A 22,260-nucleotide genomic window follows, 5' to 3' on the forward strand; every position below is an offset into this window, starting at 1 on the left:
CTAGTCCCTCTCGTCTCTCTCGGCTTCTTCAGCCAATTTCTTTTCTTGGATTTCCTTAGCGCTGCGGAGCATTACATTCACCCCGGCCGCGAAACCCAGCATTATGAATAGCACCATGAAGATTGGCATTGTGCCAAACAGGCTATCCAGCCCAAATCCGATGCCGAATCCGATCAAAAGACCGGTAACCAACTCAACTACCATCCGCCAAGCAAGTTGCGCCTGAGAATGGTGTTCTTCCATGTGATCTTTGGGTGCCTGGGCCTGTTTGGCCGCCTCGATCCGCGCTTCAAGCTGCTTAAGCCGCTCTTTGTCATCAGGATCGGTCACGCACAATTCCACTGGTTGAACTTGGCGCCTTGCTAAGCCTATGGGCAGCCCGAGTCAACGAGAGTCTACAGATCGACGAGGGCAATCATAACCAATTGAAAAACATACATTTTCACAACTCTGACATCCGAATCCCACTACCGAAAAGTCAACTACACAGTCAATACACAAAATTTCCAGCATTCAACGAAATGGTTGAATATAACTTCAGCCTAATTGCCTGGTCCGGAATATAGCGACTTTCAGAAACGTAGCGGAACTGGCTGGTTGATGGTGGACCACGATGTCGACACGTCGGCACCCAAGCCCTCTTAGACCAAAAGCGCGCCATTAACTGATGTCTGCGCAACCTGAATGTCGACACGTCAACGCAATGACACGCAGTCAATCGTAGCATGGGTCAGGCCATCAAGCCGCAATACCATACTCACAATCGTAACAATTGCCCTTTCCGCTCATGGACACCTTGAAGCCGTGCTGGCGCAGGATCTTCTGATAGTCGTGAGAACAGTATTGCGACCCACGATCCGTATGATGGATGCAGCCTTTGGGCGGTTGCCGGAATGCAATCGCCATGTTCAACGCCCGGATCGCCAAATCCCGTTTCATCCGATTGCTGACTGCCCAGCCAATGACACGACGTGAATGCAGGTCCAGGATCACCGCAAAATAAAGCCAACCCTCTTGGGTCCAAACATAGCTGATGTCACCGGCCCATTTCTGGTTCGGCGCGTTGGCGGTGAAGTCACGATCCAGCAGGTTCGGCGCAATGTTGAACTTATGATCGCTGTCTGTGGTGACCTTGTGTTTACGGGTTCTGACGACGGATATACCATTCTGACGCATCAATCTGCCAACCCGGCGGTGGCCCACATCCAGACCGATCTCTTTCAACTCTTCAGTCATGCGCGGACGACCATAACTGCCAAGGCTGAGACGGGATTGCTCTTTGATATGTGCAAGCGTGACCAAGTCAGACCGCTGTCTTCGGCTGGCAGGACGGTTGCGGAATGCGCGTAGCCCGCGTGTGCTGACACCGACAACACCGCACAAACGGTCGGTTGGAAAGTGGGCCCTATGCTCTTGGACAAACCTAAATCTCATTGCTTTAGGCCCGCTTTTTTAGGATTTCCCTCTCCTCCTTGAGAAGCCGGACCTCACGTCGAAGCCGCTCATTCTCTTTCGCGAGGTCCAAATCCTCTTTGGAAACCACATCTGTGTCTCGATGCGCTGTAATCCATTTATTCAGTGTCGACATCCCAACACCAAGATCGTCAGCGACCTGCCTGCGTGTAAGCCCGCTGGTCAGTGCGATACGCACAGCATCTTGGCGGAATTCATCCGTCCGTTTCAGTCCCATAGTTCATCTCCTTTGTTGCACTAAATGCTATCAAAGGGGCGGCACTAAAGCGTGACAGGTACACTCTTGGTCCTCCAATGAGGAAGACGCATGCGTGTATCCAACTTAAAACTTGGCGACGAAGTTCACAAATATACCTTTGTCATCCAACGTCAGGTCAGAAAGGTCATCGGAAAAACTCGCAAAATTGTAACCGATGCCCAACTTCACATTATTCCCAATATGCCGATAAGCGGCCCCCACAAACCCTGTCTCAGAGAGACCTGCTTGTTTTGCCTCAAGATGACGTGCCTCTAACAAGATGTCCCATTTGTGGGTCGCATGATACCGAGCATTAAGAACCGCCAACCATGCATCATTTCGCGTCAATGGCGTTGTGTTGTTAGGAGAGCTATAAGACCAACGTCCCCCTAGCTTACCACCCAATGTCCACTGATTTGAAATGTCGTAATTCAAATCAACAGAGGCGATATGGCTTTCTTGACGTGGCCCACGAGTTGAAACACCGTCAAGTTCTTGACCAACCATGTCGTACAAATAGCGATACTGAAACAAGAGGTTAAGACGATCATTGTCGATGGGGCGGTATGCATAACCCAAAACCAAATCGGCGTAGGTGCCGCTTGCAAAAGACGCGTTGTTGCTGATGGTGTCAGAATATTCAAAATCGAATAGCAGACGCTGATCCTCGTCGATTTTGTAACGTGCCGCGGCGGCCAACAGGTAAGAGTCTGCGTCGCGGTTCACCCCTCCAATTGTGCCGTCGTCATGGCGCAATTCAATGCGTACATTCGCATCGATATTCTCGCCCTCGCTATAACGAATGCCTAGAGACAACGCGTGGCGATCAAATTGCTCTGGCCCGTCGTCAACCTGCCCGACCTCTATCGCCGTACTAAATGTCAGCGCCTCAGTCGCGCGGTATTCTACCCCATAAGCACTGGTTAATGACTTATGACGCCCAAAGTTATCAAAGGTGTTCTCGCCAAAGAAATCGACGCTCTCGGAAACCTTTCTTCGACCACCTGCGACCCATGTTCCAGCATCCCGCCCCAAGAGGGTTACGCCGGCAAAATCGCGGCCTGGCTCGAGACGGTAGCCCACATAAGCGGATCTGTCGGGCCCAGATTGGTAACTTAGCTTAACGTCACCTCCAACACCCAAAGTGCCGTCAGAAACTTCACCTTGTACAGACCAGTTGTCGTTGAACTTTAATTCAGCGCCGACACCGTACCGATCATTCTTGCGCAAGCCTCCGCTTCTCTTAACCGTTTTCTGGCCAAACACATAGTATTTAAAGTCGTCGCTCGGCTGTACTGTAACACGCGCGGCAACATCTGTGCGTATACCGTTTTCTGTCGCTGCTCCAAGTGGTGTGGCCTTTTCGAGATGAGCGACACCAAAGTCCAAATTTATCTTTTCCGAAACTTTGTAACCAACCGATAGCTCACCTTCTTTCAAAGACTTACCGGTAGTGTCTCTATAATCATCATACGCAAATCGGAATGTTAAATCTTCGCTCGGTTCGATATCAAAGCTGAGCCCCCAAAGTTCTTGGTCATTGGCAACTTGGTAGTCCAAAGTCGAAAACCCTGCCGTGCGGTTTTCATAATAGGCCCCAATCGTGCCCGGTACCGCCGCGCTCAGATCTTCCAAATCTACCTGAGTGTTAAATCGAAGCGCTGTACCGGTGCCCCCAGACGTTCCTGTTGTCGGATTGGTTGTTACGATCAAGCCACCATCGGACGACACTGTCGAAGCAAATCCTGGGCCAGAAGTTTCAGCATATTCAAGCTCTGCAAAGCTGCGTTCAGAATATTGCCAACGTAGATCCACACCCACGGCAGATTGGTCTGCAATGCCAGTTTGTTCGACAATACCTGTAGCCCCAATGCGCAGCTGATCTGACACCCATCCTTCGGCACGGGCGCCATAGCTTAGACCATCTATATCCGTTCCGACCGGCGTGAATTCATATTGTGCTACCAGAAACACATCCAAATCTGCGTTCGGGCTTGTCACAATAGCTCCAGTAGAGGATGTGCTATTCAATGGCTCGACCAGAGTAATCACACCTTGGATATAGTTAATAACGTAGTCACGCCCTTCGACCAATGTCCGGGTTTCCACAAGACGGCCGTTCAAACCATCACGCAGTTCAATGCTTAGGGTTTCGGACGCAACGGAAATATCTTGTTGGTTCAAGAAATAAATCGATCCGCCGGTTCCACGAAATGCATCACGCGCTGGCAAGCGATCTGGTGAAGCAGCATAGGCCTCTACCGAAAATCTTGCGTCGCCATTTTGAGTTTGCTCAGGGCTTTTGTAGACAGCTTGCGCCCCATATAGGTCGCGTTCGTTGCGCAGATAATGCGACCCAGAAATCGTGCTTTTGTAGTTGCCCCACAGCACATGATTGCCGTTCTTTTCAGCCTTTAGATAGAATTTACCCCGTGTTGGTGCAGCGTCTTCGATGGTGCTGTCATCCCCAAACATGGGATAACTGTTTTCAGCCGTCAGCCGCAACAACAAGTCTTGCGGATCTTTACCGTCAAAATCACGAAACAAATTCTTAAGTTCACGTTCGCCGGTGTCCGCGCTCGCAGTAATTGTCCAACCATTCTGCGTACGCCCTGTGGCAAATCCTGCAATACGCCCATGGTTATAATTTCGCGGCAAGGTAGCGCCGGTTGTCGTCTCTAGATCGCCCAAGCGGCGGCCAAACGTCAAATCGGCCGTTCCAGTATAGAACCATTCATTTTTAGGAATGGTTAGATCACGCTCAAAGTAAACACCTTGGACGGGCCCTACCGGACGAATAGTGACGGTTTGATCCCCCGGGGGCAGAATACGCTGCAACACAAAAGATCCATCAGATGAAGCGGTAACTGTTTCGCCTAAAACCTGAACGCGTCCACCAGGTGTTACATTGGTGCCGCTTACCGTTACAGAGCCACCAAAAATAGGTATGCTCTGTTTGACCAACGTACTTGTGCCCAGTTCGATTGCTTGAGCATCATCATCAAGGATTGGACGATTTTCACGTACACTTAAAGGCAATCCTGCCGTCTGGTCAAAACGCCCTTGGGCATCGTAAACGCGATGTACGACTACGATATTCTCTCCCTCGGGAACAGTAATCTGTACTGTTCCATTTGGTGCTGATTGCACCACTTGCAATGTGCTTGGGCCACCTTCGGCGGCCAAATCAATCACCCTGAACTCAGCACGCTCTACAAAAGCGAGATAGTTCGCCTGACCTTGCAATCGTATCCGATCCCCTGCACGAACAGACCCTTCATTCAGAATCTGAAGATCCAAACGCCGGTCGGTCTCCAAACCATCATAGCGCACATCAAACCCAGCTTGTGCCAAAGCGATATCACTGCGGCGAGTCTCTTTAGCGTTGGTGGTCGGGGTTGGTACTGTGTCTAACGTAATAGCAAAGCCGACACCGCTGTCCAAGACATTGGCCGCAGTCGGTTCGACATTACGGCCAACAGGCACCACAACGGTTCCTTGGGCCAACGTCATTTGTGTCATCAACGCCAATGAAAGCACCACAAAGCTGGAAGTACAGAAAAAGCGAGTGTTGTTTGATTTGTAAGTCATCAATAAGTTCCTCACTTCGTCCGGTTAATCGAACGTTCGATTTTCAATTGATAGGTCCCAATTTTGCGCCATCTGCGTTGAATGGTTCTCTGAAGCACGCGCAATCGCGCCTGCGCTTCGGCTGGTGTTTCACCATTAGTCAAAACGTAATTTACACGCAGCGTGGTTGGCTTCTCGGCGATTTTCTCAAGAAGACGCGTCATCGACGTCTCTAGCCCCTGCGATATTGTGGTTTTGCCTGTAACAAACGCCTTAGCTGTCAGATCAATGGTAATCACTTGGCTGATAGCGGCACCGAAATTCAACTTTGCGACTTTACCGGCTGTTACGCGGATATTACGTGGGTTTTCAGTGGTCACACGATAGCCACTCGGCAAACTGCGCGTGTCGAGTTTCAGCTGGAAGTTCGAGCCGATTTTGCGTGGCAAGGCAGCACATGGCACACTGAAACGTCCGTGCTCATCGGTGGTGATAATCTTGCCATCTACTGTGACCAGTTTAACGCCAGCAATACCCGGTTCATGCTTTGAAGGATCACTAAAGTCGTCTTGATACCCACTCCCGTTGCGATCATCGAAGACTTTACCGATCACATCAGAGCAATCGAAAATCGCTTCGGGCTGAATACGCACAGTTGCAGTCGCACGATTTGAAACTTCGCGTCCAAAGGCGTTTTCAAGCCACGTTTGGTTGGTCAACGACCCAAAGGTCCCCCTACTGACAACACGTGCTGCCACTGTAATTGTGACTGACCCGTTCGGTAACAAATCGACTGGCCACGACAAACGACCGCCTACAATCGTCGGTTCGATCGGAATGCCAGAAACCAGTGCGGACCCCGGCGTATAAACCAATCCGGCTGGAAGCTGGTCATAAACTGTGGCCCCCAAATAATCGAAGGGCGAACTGTTTTGGAACGTAAGCGTATAATTAATCGTGTCCCCAAATACCACAGTACGACGGTCCGCTGTTTTGGTCGCAATAACGTCACGTGCGGTCGAACAGTTCATCAACGGGATATTGTTGTTCAAAACAAATGGGTCCCCGGCCTCGATATCGAAGCTGGTATAAAAGAGGTTTGCACCAGCTGATGAATCCGCAAGAACACCTGTACTGCCAAATTCACTAGAGCCGATGGAGGCCGGGTTACTCGGCAACAAGCTTGTTGCATCCAGCACACCCAAGCTGGTGCGTCCGGTCGATGCCGTCCCAGAGCTCGGATACGAAAGACCAAGAGTATAGGTCCCAGGTGCCGTTACAAAGAACTGGTAGAAACCAGACGAACCACCCTGCACAATCGTGATTGGACCTGTGGTACCAACACCACTCTGACTAAAGCCACCCCCAGTTACAGTAACATTGCCGCCAGACAGGATGCGCCCGTCTTCTTCGCAATAGAAATAACCCGTTGGATCATAGTCTTCGCGATCAGGGATACCATCCCCATCACGATCCTCTGTTGCACTTTCAAGGTGATCTGGAGCGCCATCACGATCAGTGTCTTCGCTGGTCAGGTCAGCTTGTGCGGTTGTCGGTGTTGATAGCTGGTCAGACGTTACAGACCCAACGTTTGGTGAAGTCGGGTAACCGTTGGTTGACGCGTATACGAAACTGATGCGAACCGTACCAACAGCGCCCGGCGCCAAAGTTGGATCACCCAAAATGGTTTGCGTTTGAACCGCGCCATCATAATTTGCGTTCACCGAAGCCGCTGTAAATCCAGTAACCATAAGTTCGATTGGATAGGTATCATGCAGCAGTTCCGCTGGCGCCAAGAAACTTTCCAAATCATCGACAACCGAAATACCAGTTTGCGTCAGGTTCCCAGTATTGGTGACCATGACATCAAAGACTGCACGTTCAATGGTTGGGAAGAGAATAGAAGTTTCAACCAGCGTCTTGGTCACCTCGAAACTTGGTAACGCAGAAACTGATGCAATCGTTGGATCGCTGTCTCCGTTTCCATCATCATCAGATTGGTCAACAATGGATGCATCTGTCGGTGTAGTTGCCGTTACAGTCACAGAGTTAGACACCCCACCTGCATCAATATCCTCAAGCGTTAGATCAACCGAAACCGTGTAAGTGGCAACTTCACCGGGCTGCAATACACCCTCTGGCGACGCTGGCTCACCACTAGCTTCGACAAAAATCGGCGTTGGGTTGCGTGGGTTATCACCATTTAGATTTATGGTTTCATCCGACAGAGAAACCCCAGTCAATGACACGTTACCAGTGTTTGCCACTGTAACTTGGAACGCCACGGTTTCACCAACAGCCGTCCCAATTTCTTCAACGGTTTTGATCACTTCCAGCATAGGTGTTGGCGTAATCGACAAAAGCGTTGGGTCATCCTCAAGATTGCCGTCAGAAAGGTCGTCATCCGCCGACATATCACTGACAGGGGCCCCTTCAGGAGGCGTACCCGTGACGATCGCCCGGTTTACTAACCCGCCTGCATCAATGTCATCTTGAGTGAGGACATGACGCACTTCCCAAGTTGCGATTTCGCCCGGTGACAAAGTATCTGGTACATCTACCGCAGCTGGTGTCACGGCAATCGCTGTTCCAGTTGCACTTGTCATCGTATCACTGACGGAAAGATCGCTTAGATCAACGTTGCCTGTGTTTAAGGCTTCGATGACAAAGACAACTTCATCGCCCACGCGGGTATTTTCTGACGTCACACGTTTGGTGACCGCAAGCGCTGGCTCTGATGGAATATCAAACAAAGTTGCGTCGTCAGCACTGTTCCCGTCATTGTCCAAGCCATCGTCAGACGTGTCAACGACTAGCGCTAAATTCGGGTCATCAGCCTTGACGGTGACGGTATTTTCCAGACCACCATCATTGAGCATTTCTTGGGTCAACGTGACCTGAGCGTTATAGACCCATGTTTCGCCAACATCGAGTGCCCCGTCCTGATCGGCATCCGAACTTGCGACCAACGCAAAAGGCGCATCTAGGGTCACAGAGGTTCCTGTTGCGGTGGTCATCGTGTCGGTGACACCAACGCTATCCAGAGTGACGTTGCCAGTATTCTCCACACTCAGTTGGAAAGCCACTGGCTGCCCAAGAACCGCGGCCCCAGGTAGTACGACTTTGGTCGCCTCCATGGACGCAATTTGAGTAGGGCCAGGCGTTGTGATTTCATCGCTGTCCTGGGCCTGCGTATCAAACGGGTCAGACCCGGTGACAAAGGCTGTATTCACTACTTCCCCTGCGTCCATCATGTCTTGTGTTACTTCAATCGAGAGCGCACAGGTCGTATCGGTTGTACCTGGAACAAGACTCGCGATTTGGCAGCTATACGTGCTGTCCATCGCATCGGTGACAACCAAGTTGGACAGCGTAACGTTGCCCTGGTTCTCTACTGCGAACAGATAAGTCAGCGTTGACCCAACTTGCCCAAACGTGGAAGGCACAGCAGTTTTGGTCAATTCCATCAAAGGTGCCGGTGCTGGCATATCAACGGTTATACTATCCTCTGCATCAATGCTTTGGCCCTGTGGCGTAATGGCTGAAGTCATTGCAGTGTTGACCAAAGAGCCTGCATCTATGTCGCCCTGCGTGACGGTGTAGGTCCCCGAGCATGTCAGGTTTTCATCTGGCGCAAGCGAAGCTGCGGTACATGTAAAGCCTGACAGCATTTCATCTTTAATCTCAACGCTAGAAAGTGTTTGGTTACCAACGTTGGTAGCAATCAACGAATAGGTCAAAACCTGATCAACAGAAGTGACTGGCAAGGTCGCCACAGATTTTTCGAGTGAAATTTCCGGTGATCGCTCTGCATCAACCCGCACGCTATCTGGCGGTGACAATACCTGTGTATCATCTGCACCGAACTCAGTGCTCGCGTATGCCTCGTTGAAGACAAAGCCCGCGTCCAATTGATCTTGATCAACGGTAAGAACGGCCTCACACGTTGCAATTTCACCTGGTGCGAAATCAGGGTCAGAACTCGTGGGGGCGAAACAAGTAACATCCCCCAATAACGTATCCGTCACCACAACATCTCGCGCGAAAGCACGAGTGCCGGCATTCGTCACAGTGAATGTAAAGGTCAGTTCGTCTCCGACAGAGTCAAAGCTGCTTACATCTGCAGTCTTTTCAATGGACAACAGCGGTGTGCCGTCGTCTGGAATCGTCGCACTGTCAATCGGAGACGTTACATCATCAGATGTACCTGACGCGATATTGGTCACTGATCCTAGGTCAACATCTGTCGCCGAAACTTCGTAGATCCCAGTACAGACATAACTGCCATTTGGCGCGATGCCCTCGGCTGGGAAAACAGGACAAGTAATACCTTCTGCCGCGATCAATGTATCGTTTACAACGATTGGTTCCGTGATTGTCGTATTCCCGACATTCCGCGTAGTGAACGTAAAGCTCAGCTCAGCACCAGTTACGAACGCTTCTGATGCCACTTCTGGAGCAGTCTTTTCAAATGCCAACGCTGGATTTTGCTGTGCCATAATCGTCGCGGTTGCCGGTTCAGTGGTTTCAACCAAACCACTGTTGGCTGTGGCAGAGTTCTCAATCTGACCCTTATCAATATCCTCTTGCGTGACCTCATATGTGCCACGGCACACCAGTTCTGCCTCGGGCAAAAGGCCACCGGCGGGCATCGCATCACAAACAATCAAACCACCGGCGTCGGAGATCAATGGATCACTCACAAACACCTGATCCGTCAGTGTAATGTTCCCAGTGTTTTCAACTGTAAAGACATACTCCAACGACTGCCCAACAGTATCAAAGGTTGCAGGCGCGCTTCCTGCCAATGCTTTGGTCAACGCAATGGCTGGTGCGGCTTCGATGTCAAATTTGGTCGGGTCACTGCTCGTGTTACCATCCGCATCATCGTTATCATCACTTTGATCAGTGATCACACCGCCACTCGGCACAGTGCCTGTTGCTGTCGCAGAGTTGCGAATACCACCAGCATCAATATCAGCCTGAACTAATGTGTAAGTCGCTGTATAGGTCGCGATTTCTTCGGGGACCAAAGTGCCTGCGGCCGACCCAAGGCTCGCACCCATAAAGACCGGTGAATTGTTCAGGGCCAAAACTGTGCCATCTGCGCGGGTCAGAGTATCAGAAGCGATCCCAACATTCGAAAGCGTGACATTTCCTGTGTTTTCAACAGTGATCGAGAATTCGATGGTTTCACCCAACTCGGCAACACCAGAAGTAACGGTTTTAACAGCCTCGATGCCGGGTTCGGCAGGCAACGGTAAGGCCGTTGGTGAGGCACTGCCGTTCGTGTCGTCACCGTCATCAGATACATCTGTAACAGCGGTATCCGCTGGGCTTTGTGCCGTTACAAAAACTTGGTTGTTAATACCACCGGAATCAATGTCCTCTTGTGTCAGAACATGTTCGACCGCAAAGCTCCAAGTTTCATCCACTTCTAGCGTACCAGATACCCCCGCATCGCCAGCTTCAAGAACGGGCGCGTCCACCGTCAGAACGGTGCCATCTGCGCGGCGCAACACATCCGTTAAAACCACATCCGTCAGTGTCTGATTACCCTTATTTTCAACGGTAATTGTAAACGGAACAGTCTCTCCAACAGCAGGAGGCGATGAAAGCCCGGAGGCATCCAATGTTTTAATAACCTCCAAAGCAGCATTGGCATCTTCAAGGCCAACAGTCAGCGTGTCTTCAGCGGTAATATCGCTACCGCCATTCAATGGCGTCGCTATCGCCGTCGCAGTGTTTTCAAGCGCAACTTGACCGTCTATATCCTCCTGCGTGACCAAATATGTCGCTGTAAAGGTCACGACGTCACCCGGACTTAGCGTATCCCAGCTTCCATCATCCGCAGCATCAACACTGTCCCCTGTTGCGTTACCTGCATCCGTCAACAGTGTTTCATCAGAGGTAGTCAAGGCAACTTGCCCTGCCGCAGACGTCTGCAAGTCAGCCACAGTTACGTTGGTTAAAGTTTGGTTACCGGTGTTTTCGACTTCAATCGTAAATGTAATTTCATCATCAACAGCCGGATCTGTCAGGTCAGCTCGTTTGCGTACTTCCATGGCTGAAGTTTGGCTAAATTCAACACTTGTAGGATCGTTGGTCGCATCTGAATCACCGCTGCTGTCACTTGCCCCCGCATCATCATCAGAGACATCAGAAACGTTGTTCCCATCGGGATCTTGTGAAGTTGCCGTCGCAGTGTTTTCAACACCGCCAGTGTCCAATGCGCCTTGCTCTAACACATAAGCCGCTTCGAAACTCCAGGTTTCCCCCACATCTAGGAAGCCATCATTATTCGTATCGCCACCGGTCAAAGCTGGCTGGGTGGACAAAGCCAACGCCCCACCATCCGCATCAGTCAGCGTGTCAACAAAAGTTGGCGCTGTCAGAGTGACATTCCCGGTGTTGCGAGCAGTGAACAAGAAAGTCAGCGTCTCACCTGCCACAGGTGGCGTGGACAATGCAGAAGTATCCCCGCGTTTTTCCAATACCAACCCAGGATCCGATCCCAACGGTGTCTCTGTTGGGTCATTTTCGCCATCTGCCGTCGAACTGTCATCCGACAAATCTGAAACGGTATCGCCCTCTGGATCAATCGCGCTTGCTGTGGCTTGGTTTGTCACTAAGCCCGCATCCAGATCGTCCTGCGTAATCGCATAAGACGCCGTAAGGGTGATCGTACCCGAACCAACTTCTAGATCGTTCCCATCTGCCTCACCATCAATGTCTGCACCACCACTCGGTGAACCAGGTGTCGGGGTGCCCCCTGAGCCGCTAAAGCTGGTCTCTGAAACGGCGATGTCAAACAACGTCGTGTTGCCGACGTTAGACACCACATAGGTATAGTTGATCGTGTCATCGACATCTAAACGCCCATCCCCGCCATCATTTGCCACCGATGTTTTCACAACGGCAATTTGTGGATCACGAGCGATTGCCACCTGAACAGGTGTATCGAGCGTATCCGTAACCTGTTCATCTTGCGGATCAAGCGCTGTCGCCGTCACTGTATTATTAACACCGCCGGCATCAATGGCTTGCTGGTCTAGATCAAAACTTGCGGAATAAATCCAAGTCTCATCTACATCCAACAAATCATTGTTGTTTGTGTCACCGCTTGCGTAATCAGGTCCATCTGTCAGTGTCAGCGCATCGCCATTCGCGTCGGTCAATGTGTCTGTCAATGTCGGTTCATCAAGTGTCTGATTGCCGGAGTTTTCGACATTGATCGTAAAGGTGACCGTTTGCCCCACAACCGCTGGATCAGTCAAAGCCGTTGCATTTGCTGTTTTGGTAACTTCAAGCGAAGGCGCTTTGTCTTCAACGGTAACCGATGCATCGGCCTCATCGTTGGCCGTTTCACCACCCGGTGCGTCTGCTTGAACGGTTGCCGTGTTCGTCAACGTGATTTGTTCATCTATGTCATCCTGAGTGACCACATAGTCCGCTGTAAAGGTAACTGCATCCCCTGCCCGCAATGTTGTCCAGATGCCATCGCCTGAACTATCTACGGATGTGCCGATCTCGTTTATATCTGTGCTTAGGCTATCCCCTTCGATGGTCAAAGCCGAAGTGCCACCCGCAGAAACATGCGCGTCACTGACCGCGACGTTGGACAGAGTCACATTGCCGGTATTTGTCACCACGTAGGTATAAGTAACGGTTTCGCCTTCTGCGACGTCCTCAGTTACCGAAGGTGTTTTTGTGATCGAAACACTCGGCGACCGTTCCGCATCGATGGTTAGCGTGTCTGTCGCATCGTCGGGAAGTTCGCTTGAGCTTGCAACGGCAACATTGGTGACTCCCCCAGCATCCAAGTCTTCATGTGTGACAAAATACTCGGCTTCACACTGATAGAATTCCGTTGGGCTCAACCCTGCCGCTGGAATACCTTCGCAAGTAAAAATTCCGATCTTATCGTCATCAATTTCAGGGGCTTCGAATAGCGTCGTGTTGCCCGTGTTCGCGATTGTATAAGTATAAACAATCCGTTGGTTCCACGTCGTAATCTCTGTTGTCTCAGATTCTTTGATCAAAGAAATCAGTGGTTCTTGGGGTGGACCCCGAACAAAGACATCATCAGACCCATCAATTGGGTCCAGATCAGTATTGTTAGGCACAGCAGTCACATTGGCAGTATTGGTAAAGCCACCAAACAAGCTCGAACCATCAGTGTTGGTTTCGTCGACATCGTCTTGTGTTACGACATATTCAAACTCACAGCTGTCGTCGATTTCACCTGGCTCAATCGGGCCAATTGTACAGCTCGCCGGTGTCACCAAACGATCGTCGGTCACTGTGGCGGACTGCAATGTGATATTACCGGTGTTCTCAACTGAAATGACAAAAGTCAAAATCTGACCCGGATCCGTAAAGGCCTGCGCTCCTGTTGGCGCGGGGAACAGTTCTTTCAAAACCGTCATGGTTGTTACCGGATTATCGAGCGGTTGGGCAATCGTATCGCTGTCAGAAATGGTGACACCCTGAGGGTCGGTGCCTGTTGCAGTTGCTGTATTCGTCAATGTCTGCGCATCAATGTCATCTTGGGTGACAGTATAATCCCCAACACATTGCAATGTTTCACCTGGCTCAAGAACCACATTCGCAGGTGCAGAGCTGCTCGCACCGCCCACTGCAATAACGTTACATGTCAGGCTTGGCACAAGCGGGTCAGAAATACTAACGCCCGCAATCGTCTGATTACCCGTATTTTCGGCTTCGATGGTATATTCAAGATCATCCCCAGCTGAAGCTGTCACGATTCCAAGCGTAGTCATTGCCTTAGAAACTGTTAGCTCAGGATCTTCAGTTGCAAGAACGGTCTCAGCCGCATTCGGTGAAACAACCGCTGTTGCTGGTCCACGTGGAGCATACACAGTATTCGCCGTGGCGTTGTTGGTAACAAATCCACGATCAAGGTCCAATTGCGTGATGGTGTAGTCATGCTCGCAGACATGCGATTCCATTGTCGCAAGTGACGCAAAGCCTCCACCCGCCGCTGGGCGACAAGCCAAAGTGCCCATAACGTCGTCTTCAATCGAAATGGCCCCAGACAGTGCAACGTTACCGGTATTGGTCACAGTATAGCGGTACGTGATGACGTCTGTTGTATCGTCAAACGGCACATTTGTTGCAAGGGCTTCTTTAGTCAGCTGCAAGGCAGGCGAGCTATCGGCTGGATACACAGCGTTATCGCTTGGAGATTGAACAGGGTTTCCATCAAACGAGCCCGTTGCGAAAACAACGTTTGTCGCAGACCCCAAATCAATGTCTTCATCAGTTACAAAATGAGTTGCGGTACAGTTGAGCGTCTCGCCTGGAACCAACTCGTTATCAACCAAAGCAGGGCAGCTTGGGACCGAAAGATTGTCGGTCAAAGTGATCGGGCCGTCTATCGTTACGTTACCAGTGTTGGTCACCACGATTGTATAGCTCAACTCGTCACCCGGGTTGAAATTATTGGGCGAGTCTGTCGCAACAAATGTTTTCACAATTCCCAACTCAGGCGCCTGGATAGAATTGATCGTTACGCTGTCTGTATTGGATTGCACTGCAGAGCTGTCAAAGACCGTATCCGCAGTGGCGATGTTTGTGACAAAGCCAGCATCAACATCATCTTGGGTTGCGACAAAGATCTGCTCACACAAAACACTGGCACCCGGCGCAAGTGGTGCGGTGGTACACGTTAGTATGCCTGGAATTTTATCATCGTCAATTGTGATATCCGCAGTGGTCGTCACGTTTCCTGAGTTGGACACCAGATACTCAAACACCACTTCGTTTAGTGGATCTGAATAGCTTGCAGGAGACGTCGACTTAACGCGTTTGTCCAACATCAACGCAGGCAATTGAGAGGCCAAAATCGTTTCAGTGGCGTTGCCAGAATCCACAACGACAAACGGGTCATCCCCCGGGTTTTGTGGTACAATCGGCTGTGTTACGGTTGCGCTTGCAATGTTCACAACTTGCCCAGCATCTAGATCAAGCTGTGTGACTTCATATTCACCTGTACATGTATAGGTGCCCAATGGCGGAATGCCCGCAAGTGGTAAAACAGGGCAATCAATGTCAGGAATTCTGTCATCTGTAACCGTAATATCAGCTGTAATCGTGATATTCCCGGTGTTGGTGATGATGTAATCATAGGTCAGCATTTGACCCACCGCATCAAAAGTCGTGCCAAAGGTCTCGACCTTATTCAAGGAAATCATCGGAGCAGGTGCTGGGCCTACAATTGTGACCTCATCTTCAGCCTCAACCGCAGTACTTAAGCCAGAACTTTCACCGGTAACAATAACTGTGTTTGTGTAGCTGCTTACGTCAACGTCCGCTTGCGTCAAAGATTTTGTCGCAGCCAAAGACGTGATCCCATCGGCACACAGGCTCGTCGAAGCTCCCGGAACTAGGTCTGGCAAAGGACAAGTAAACCCAAGGTCTGCATCGTTGATCGTCAAACCCGTCAACGTGACGTTACCGTTGTTGCTAACAACAAACGTATAGTCTTCTGTTTCTGCGGCGGTGGTAAAGACACCATCATCAAAAGACTTCACCACAGACAGCACAACGCTTTCAGTAGGGCCATTCACCGTGACACTGCTGTCTTGCGACACAGGTGCGGTCACACCCGATGGCGCTGTGACAGTTGCAGTTGCAGTATTGCTCAGAGATCCTGCATCTATGTCTGCTTGCTGAATTGTGTAGCTGGCCGTGCAGCTTGTAGTATCGGTGACGCCCGGCGCCAGACTTGAAATCACACAGTTGATCGGGCTTCCAAAGAAAGCGTCTGTGACCGTGACATTTGTGAGTGTGACGTTGCCTGTGTTTTCCAACGCGAAAACATAGTCCACTGAATCGCCTACTGCGGTGTAGTCACCACTTGCACGTTTTTCAAAATCGAAAGTCGCGCTGCGGGTTGGGCCGGTCACTATGACAGAATCCGTTTGAGTGGCAATATCTGCTGAGGTTAGGCTGGCATTGTTCACCACCTGCCCCGCATCGATATCACCCTGATCGACGGTGTAAACGAACGTACAGGTCTCGTCTGTGAGGCCCGGCGCTAAACTCGCGATATTGCAAGTATATCCTGCATCCAGTGCATCGGTCACGGTGAGGTTCGTCAATGTTTGGGTGCCCGTATTTTCGACGGTCATTGTATATGTAATTTGCTCACCAACAGTGGTGAATTCGCTTCGAGAAGCTGTTTTTTCTAAAGTTGCGGTCTGAGAGGGCACTGCAGGATCGACATTCGACGTCGCGCCGTCTGTTTCTGAAAACTGGGCTCCCTGCGTCGGCTGCGCCGTTGCTGTTGCGGTGTTCAAAATTTGCTCGAGATCAATATCGCTCTGCTGCACAGAGTATGAGCCAGTACAACTGTCGCTCAAACCAGGTGCAATATCTGTCAATGTACATGACAGCGCTGGGATCAAAGGATCAGTGATCGTGACGGATGATAGCGTTACGTTGCCATCATTCACGACATTAAACGTATAATTCAACGTTTGATTAACAGCGTTGAATTGCGCTGGACCCGACTTGGTAAAAACCATCGACGGTGAAGCAACGACTGGCACAGTGGCCTCACTTGCGTCAGACGTTACAGAAATCGTGGTGCTGTTATTGGTGAATGAAAAACTCGCCGTCGCACTGTTATCAACCTGTCCGGCGTCCAATTCAGTCTGCGATACGCCTGTACGCGTACCTGTACAAACGAATGAATCACCAGGGTCAAACGGGCTTGGCTGCGCAGAACAATCAGCTGCAGAATCCAACAATCCATCATTGATGGAAATCGGCTGAGCAGGCAGCAAAATCTGCGTATTGCCCGAGTTTGTCACAAGGAATGAATAGTTGATGCTGTCAGAGGTTGCTGCGACGGATGCAGTTATCGCGCTTTTTTCCAATGAAATAGCGGGGTTCAGAGCTGGCGCAATTGTTGCAGACACTTGCGCCGAAGTAGTCGCACCGCCGGATGCCGTCGCTGTATTCAATACAGTTCCAGCCAAGATATCTGCGGCAGAAAGGATGTAACTCGCGGTACAGCTTTGCGTGCTGCCCACCGCAAATGGTGTGGCAAAACACGTAAACGTTCCAATTTTATCGTCGGTGATTTCAATTTCCGTGACACCATTTACTGTCGATGAAAACTCAACGTTGCCGCTGTTTGTGACATCAAATCTATATGTCACCGTTTCCCCTTGCTGGAACTCAGCCGCTGTCAGAACTGGCGCTGTTTTCACAAGGCTAAGTGCGGGTTGTTGCTGTGCAGGAACGGTTACGCTGTCAGAATTTGAATCAATAGAATTTGGGGTTGGACCTGCCTGCGTCGCCGCTGCGCTAGCGATGTTTGTTACACCTCCAGCGTTCAAATCGTCTTGATCAGTCTGATAGGTTGCCGACGTACAGGTAACTGTTTGATCGGGCGCAATCTTCGGGGCGGTACAAGACACTGCCACTTTATCATCGGTCACGGTTGGCGCCAACAAGGTTACATTACCGGTGTTAGTCAGATCGTATTCGTAACTCAGCCCAACATTAACAGCCGAAAAATTGCTGGGCGAAGCCAATGCGAGGCGTTTAGTCAACTCCAGCCCCGTTGTTTGAACCGCCTCTACCGTTGCGGTGTCAGAATCTGAAGCTGTTAGCGCACCAACAGTGATCTCTGCTGAAGCCGTATTCTCAACGGAACCATCATCCACGTCTGATTGCATAACATCATAGGTAGCCGAACAAATTACTGAATTTCCCGGAGCCACGGGCCCAGTCGGACAAGTTGCCCCCCCTGTCAAAACATCCGTAACGGTCGGCGGTGCAGGGAACGTCACCGTACCCGTGTTTCTAATTTCAATTTGGTAGGTCAGAACATCATCTTCGGCATCGTAGTCGGCTGTCAGCGCTGTTTTGATCAACTCCATATCCAGCGTAGGCGTACCCGGCAGGCTAACCAAATCACTTGTATCAGTAACAGTTGCACCACTCGGTGCACGCGCGGAAACAGAGGCTGTGTTATCCAGTGTATTTGCTACATTGGCCGCAAAATCATCAACGTCACTTTGTTGAACGGTATAAGTGCCATTACACACAAAAGAGTCTGTCGGTGCCAAATCAGGAACGGGGCAATACAGCCCTGGGATCAACGGATCAGATACAGAGACTGCACTCAAAGTGACGTTGCCGCGGTTTGTGATTTCAAACCGGTATGGCACTGTCGTATTAACAGCCCCAAAGCTTGTGGCCGTTGTGGTTTTCTCGATCTCAACAATTGGATTGGCGGCCGGGCCGGTGACTGTCACAGTATCAGTCAGCTCTCCAAGTTCACCGAAATCTGGCGTTCCCACTGCGCTCGCGATATTGGTAACTTGCCCAGCATTGACATCTTCTTGCGTGACTTCGTACGTTGCCTGACAGGTTGCAAACTCAGCGACACCGCCCGGGCTCGTGTCAAAGATAACTGTCTTATCACAGGATACGCTGCCGATTTTATCATCATTAACCGACAGCTGACGGATTGGAACCGAACCAATGTTTGTCACCACAAAGCTATATGTGATTTCTTCGCCAACAGCGGAAAATGTTGGACGGTCTGCAGTTTTTTCTAAGGTGTAACCCGGTGCAACGGTGATGATTTCAGGATTGGTTAACGAATTACCGCGACGAAAATCCCAATAGTTATCATTGGGATCGCGGTCAAAAACCTGAGTGGTAGTTTGCCCGGTGGTCAAAATGTTGTTGAGCAAAGACGCATTCGTCGAGCTAAACCATCCTGTGTCAAAAGTGCCGTTCCCGAAACCAGTTCCCATCCCAAAGCTTTGGGTGCCGGTTGTATCTGTGGCTTCCGTTGGAAGACCGGACCAGCTCCCAATGTTGAAGCCATTCAACACCAGAGAAATGTCGTTTTCATCAAAACCGCCTGGCTGCGTATCCCCATCAAACGCCGTAAAGCGGATGTGAACTTCTTGAAGGCCACCTCCGAAGTAATCGGAGCAAGACGAAAAGCCACAATCTAAAGTAAGCGGGTCATTTATGGTAAAGGGGTTTCCGCGGAACCGCCTTGGGTTACCGTTGTTTTGAAACCCACGGAATGCACCATTTGGATTAGAAAATTGGTAATACAGGTTGCCGTTGTTACCCACTAAAACAAATGCGACCCCGCCCGCTTCTGGATAATCGCTCGGCAATTGAAGGTTTGTTCCGGGGACCGTTGTTGTAAAGGGCGTGGCATGTGCCGGAACACACAACCCAAACAAGAAAAAAGCCAGTGCGCTAAGCAATTTCAATTTATTAGGAAATGAAAAAAAGCACATAACGCTCACCACTGAAAAATATTGAGGCAATTTAATTTCAGCCACCTCAAATCAAAAAATCTACGATTTGATATGACACTCATGAGCTCGTTGAAAATAGAGGGAAATATTTTTGTTTGAAATCAGAAAGGAAATACGTGTAATCGCCTAGCGAGTGCGGCAAAATTACATCATTGCTTTATAAATAGTGATTACTTTCAGAATGTTAAGTATCAAAATGAGTATTGAGACTCCACTGAAACTTGACCGTAGAACTCTATTTCAACAGTAAAGTAATTGCACGATAATCGTTACAACAAGCACGCTCAACTCACCCCATCAGCGCAAAAATCCGCGCAAAAATAGTGCCAAACGCGCTTTGCTATCAAGGTGACAACGATCAATTGGAACAGAATAAGAACGGATCGCGAAAATTGAATCACACACACGCAAAGATAGAGTAACTTGGCATTCCAATTACAGAAACTTACCCACTTTCCCAAATAATCGCCCAGCAAGCCGCTTCTTTCCGGCTTCCATGAAGTCCTTTGACCATTTGTAATAGATACCCTGTGATATCCCTTCACGGCGACACAGTTCAGCAATGCTCTCTTCGCCACTCAGCCCATCCAGCACGATCCGGATCTTCTCTTCGGATGAATAATGTTTACGGGTAGCCCGCTTGATGTCTTTGACGATCTTCTCGCCCGGGCTCTTCGTTGTCTTTCTCATCGTCCACTCCTCAGTGGCTGCGATGAGCAACAAACCCTCTCTTAGCAAATACCCCTATTTGGCCCCATAGGCGCTGACGTCGAACACCCAGACATGGTCGATCCAGCAGTGCTCAGACCAGGGCTGTTCAATCTCAAGACTGAGCTCACAAACCCGGACAGATCATCCGTTCTAAAAATTCTAGAACTGGCCTTGAGCGAGGATGCAAGGGACATGCACCTTGATCCAATCGCCGACCAACTGCGCGCATGTCGCGCCTTCGCCGCAAAGCAAGGCATTGAGATCGTCGAGGAATACTCTGACCGAGCGATCTCAGGCGCCAGTCTGATGCGTAGCGGCATGCAGAAGATGCTGCGAGACTCGCAAACCGGCCGCTTTGATCTGGTAATCTCAGAGGCCATGGATCGTTTGTTGCGTAGCCAAGCAGATATCGCCTTGATCTATGAACGGTGCCAATTTCAGCGCGTGATGATTGAGACACTCTCCGAAGGCTTATTGTCTGAACTTCATATTGGCATGAAGGGGTCAATGAATGCCATGTTCATCAAAGACCTTGGTGACAAAACCCGCCGTGGTTTGATGGGGCGTGCGCTCGCAGGCAAATGTGCTGGAGGTAAAGCCTACGGGTACAAAAACATCGTAAAGTTCACCGAAGCAGGTGACCACATCAAAGGTGATCGTACCATCATCCCAACTGAAGCCGTTACAATCAATCGCATTTTCACCGACTACTCGAACGGCATTTCACCAAAGAAGATCGCAGAAGCATTGAACAACGAAGGCATCCCTGGCCCTTCTGGCCGCGGATGGGGCGCATCCACCCTGCACGGCAACCGAGAACGTGGCACGGGCATCTTGAACAACGAACTCTACATCGGTCGCCAGATTTGGAACCGCCTCAACTACGCAAAAGATCCAGACACGGGCAAACGGGTATCCCGCCTCAACCCCGCAGAGGACTGGGTCATCTCCGATGTCCCAGAGTTGCGTATCATCGAGCAATCGCTCTGGGACGCTGCAAAGGACCGCCAAGGCGCGCTTAAAACAAAGAACACAGGCGACAATATCTGGGACCGACGCCGCCCACGTACATTGTTTTCAGGTTTGTTGAAGTGCGGCTGCTGCGGAGGTGGGTTTTCTAAGGTGTCTCAGACCCAATTCGGCTGCTCCACTGCGCGTAACAAGGGCGAAGCGCTCTGCACCAACCGCCTCACGATTTCTCAGACCGATCTGGAAGAACGCGTTCTAAATGCCCTGCAGGACAACCTTATGGATCAAGACTTGCTTGAAGTCTTCTGTAGGGAATACGCCAAAGAGCGGAACCGTCTGAATGCCCAAGCGGAGCAAGGACGCAGCGCTCTCGAGAAGGAACTGGCAACCACCGTCCGCGACCACGGTAAACTCGTAGATGCCATCAGCAGGCATTCCAGCTGATCAGGTGAAGGATAAGATGCAGGCGCTCTCAGAGCGGCACGAGGCCCTGAAGGCGCAGCTTGCCCAGGCGCCTACCCCTGATCCCATCTGCATTCACCCCAAGATGGCAGCGACGTATCAGACACGTGTCCGATCGTTGATTTCAGGTTTGAACAAAGCGGGAGAGATGCAAGAAGCGCAGGAAGCGTTGCGGGGGCTTGTTGACCATATTGTTCTTCAGCCGTCACCTGAGACCGGCAAACTTGACATCGTTCTTGAGGGCGCCTTGTCTGGGCTTCTCACGCTTGCTTTGGGTGCAAAACGCAAAGAAGGCCCGAGATCAGAATCTCAAGCTATTGATAATATTGAAGAATTAGTGTTGGTTGCGGGAGTAGGATTTGAACCTACGACCTTCAGGTTATGAGCCTGACGAGCTACCGGGCTGCTCCATCCCGCGACAGGGGTAGTAAATGATCATCGTAGAGAGAATATGATCTTTAGTCGTTTATTAGGTTTGGCGATGCCCTACTCTCCCACACCTTAAGATGC

General features: G+C 50.5%; 4 protein-coding genes, 1 tRNA gene and 2 pseudogenes. 1 reads left to right on the forward strand and 6 read right to left on the reverse strand.

The genetic code is table 11. The features are described from left to right. The 5 genes and pseudogenes from Q4544_RS13955 to Q4544_RS13975 form a co-directional block, all read right to left on the reverse strand. On the reverse strand, positions 1-330 hold the full coding sequence (locus Q4544_RS13955; protein ID WP_303507274.1) for an AtpZ/AtpI family protein: 330 nt from the start codon (positions 328-330) through the stop codon (positions 1-3). A gap of 432 nt (positions 331-762) precedes the next feature. Next, positions 763-1,690, reverse strand: a pseudogene (locus Q4544_RS13960) (IS3 family transposase); the annotation flags it as partial. A 105-nt stretch (positions 1,691-1,795) separates the two neighbouring features. Continuing rightward, the gene (locus Q4544_RS13965) at positions 1,796-5,302 is read right to left on the reverse strand and encodes a hypothetical protein (RefSeq protein ID WP_303507276.1); all 3,507 of its coding nucleotides are present in this window, start codon (positions 5,300-5,302) and stop codon (positions 1,796-1,798) included. Positions 5,303-5,313: 11 nt separating this feature from the next. Beyond that, positions 5,314-19,587, reverse strand: coding sequence for a hypothetical protein (locus Q4544_RS13970; RefSeq protein ID WP_303507279.1), 14,274 nt, complete (start codon positions 19,585-19,587; stop codon positions 5,314-5,316). Positions 19,588-20,076: 489 nt separating this feature from the next. After that, a pseudogene (locus Q4544_RS13975) lies at positions 20,077-20,298 on the reverse strand (transposase); the annotation flags it as partial. 213 nt (positions 20,299-20,511) lie between these two features. Here Q4544_RS13975 and Q4544_RS13980 point away from each other — a divergent pair. Further along, positions 20,512-21,732, forward strand: a complete 1,221-nt coding sequence (locus Q4544_RS13980) for a recombinase family protein (protein ID WP_303507280.1) — start codon at positions 20,512-20,514, stop codon at positions 21,730-21,732. Positions 21,733-22,091: 359 nt separating this feature from the next. Here Q4544_RS13980 and Q4544_RS13985 read toward each other — a convergent pair. Further along, positions 22,092-22,168 (reverse strand) — tRNA-Met (locus Q4544_RS13985). Positions 22,169-22,260: the final 92 nt, after the last annotated feature.

Source organism: Cognatishimia sp. 1_MG-2023 (genome assembly GCF_030548175.1).
In the GTDB taxonomy this organism is placed as follows: Bacteria; Pseudomonadota; Alphaproteobacteria; order Rhodobacterales; family Rhodobacteraceae; genus Cognatishimia.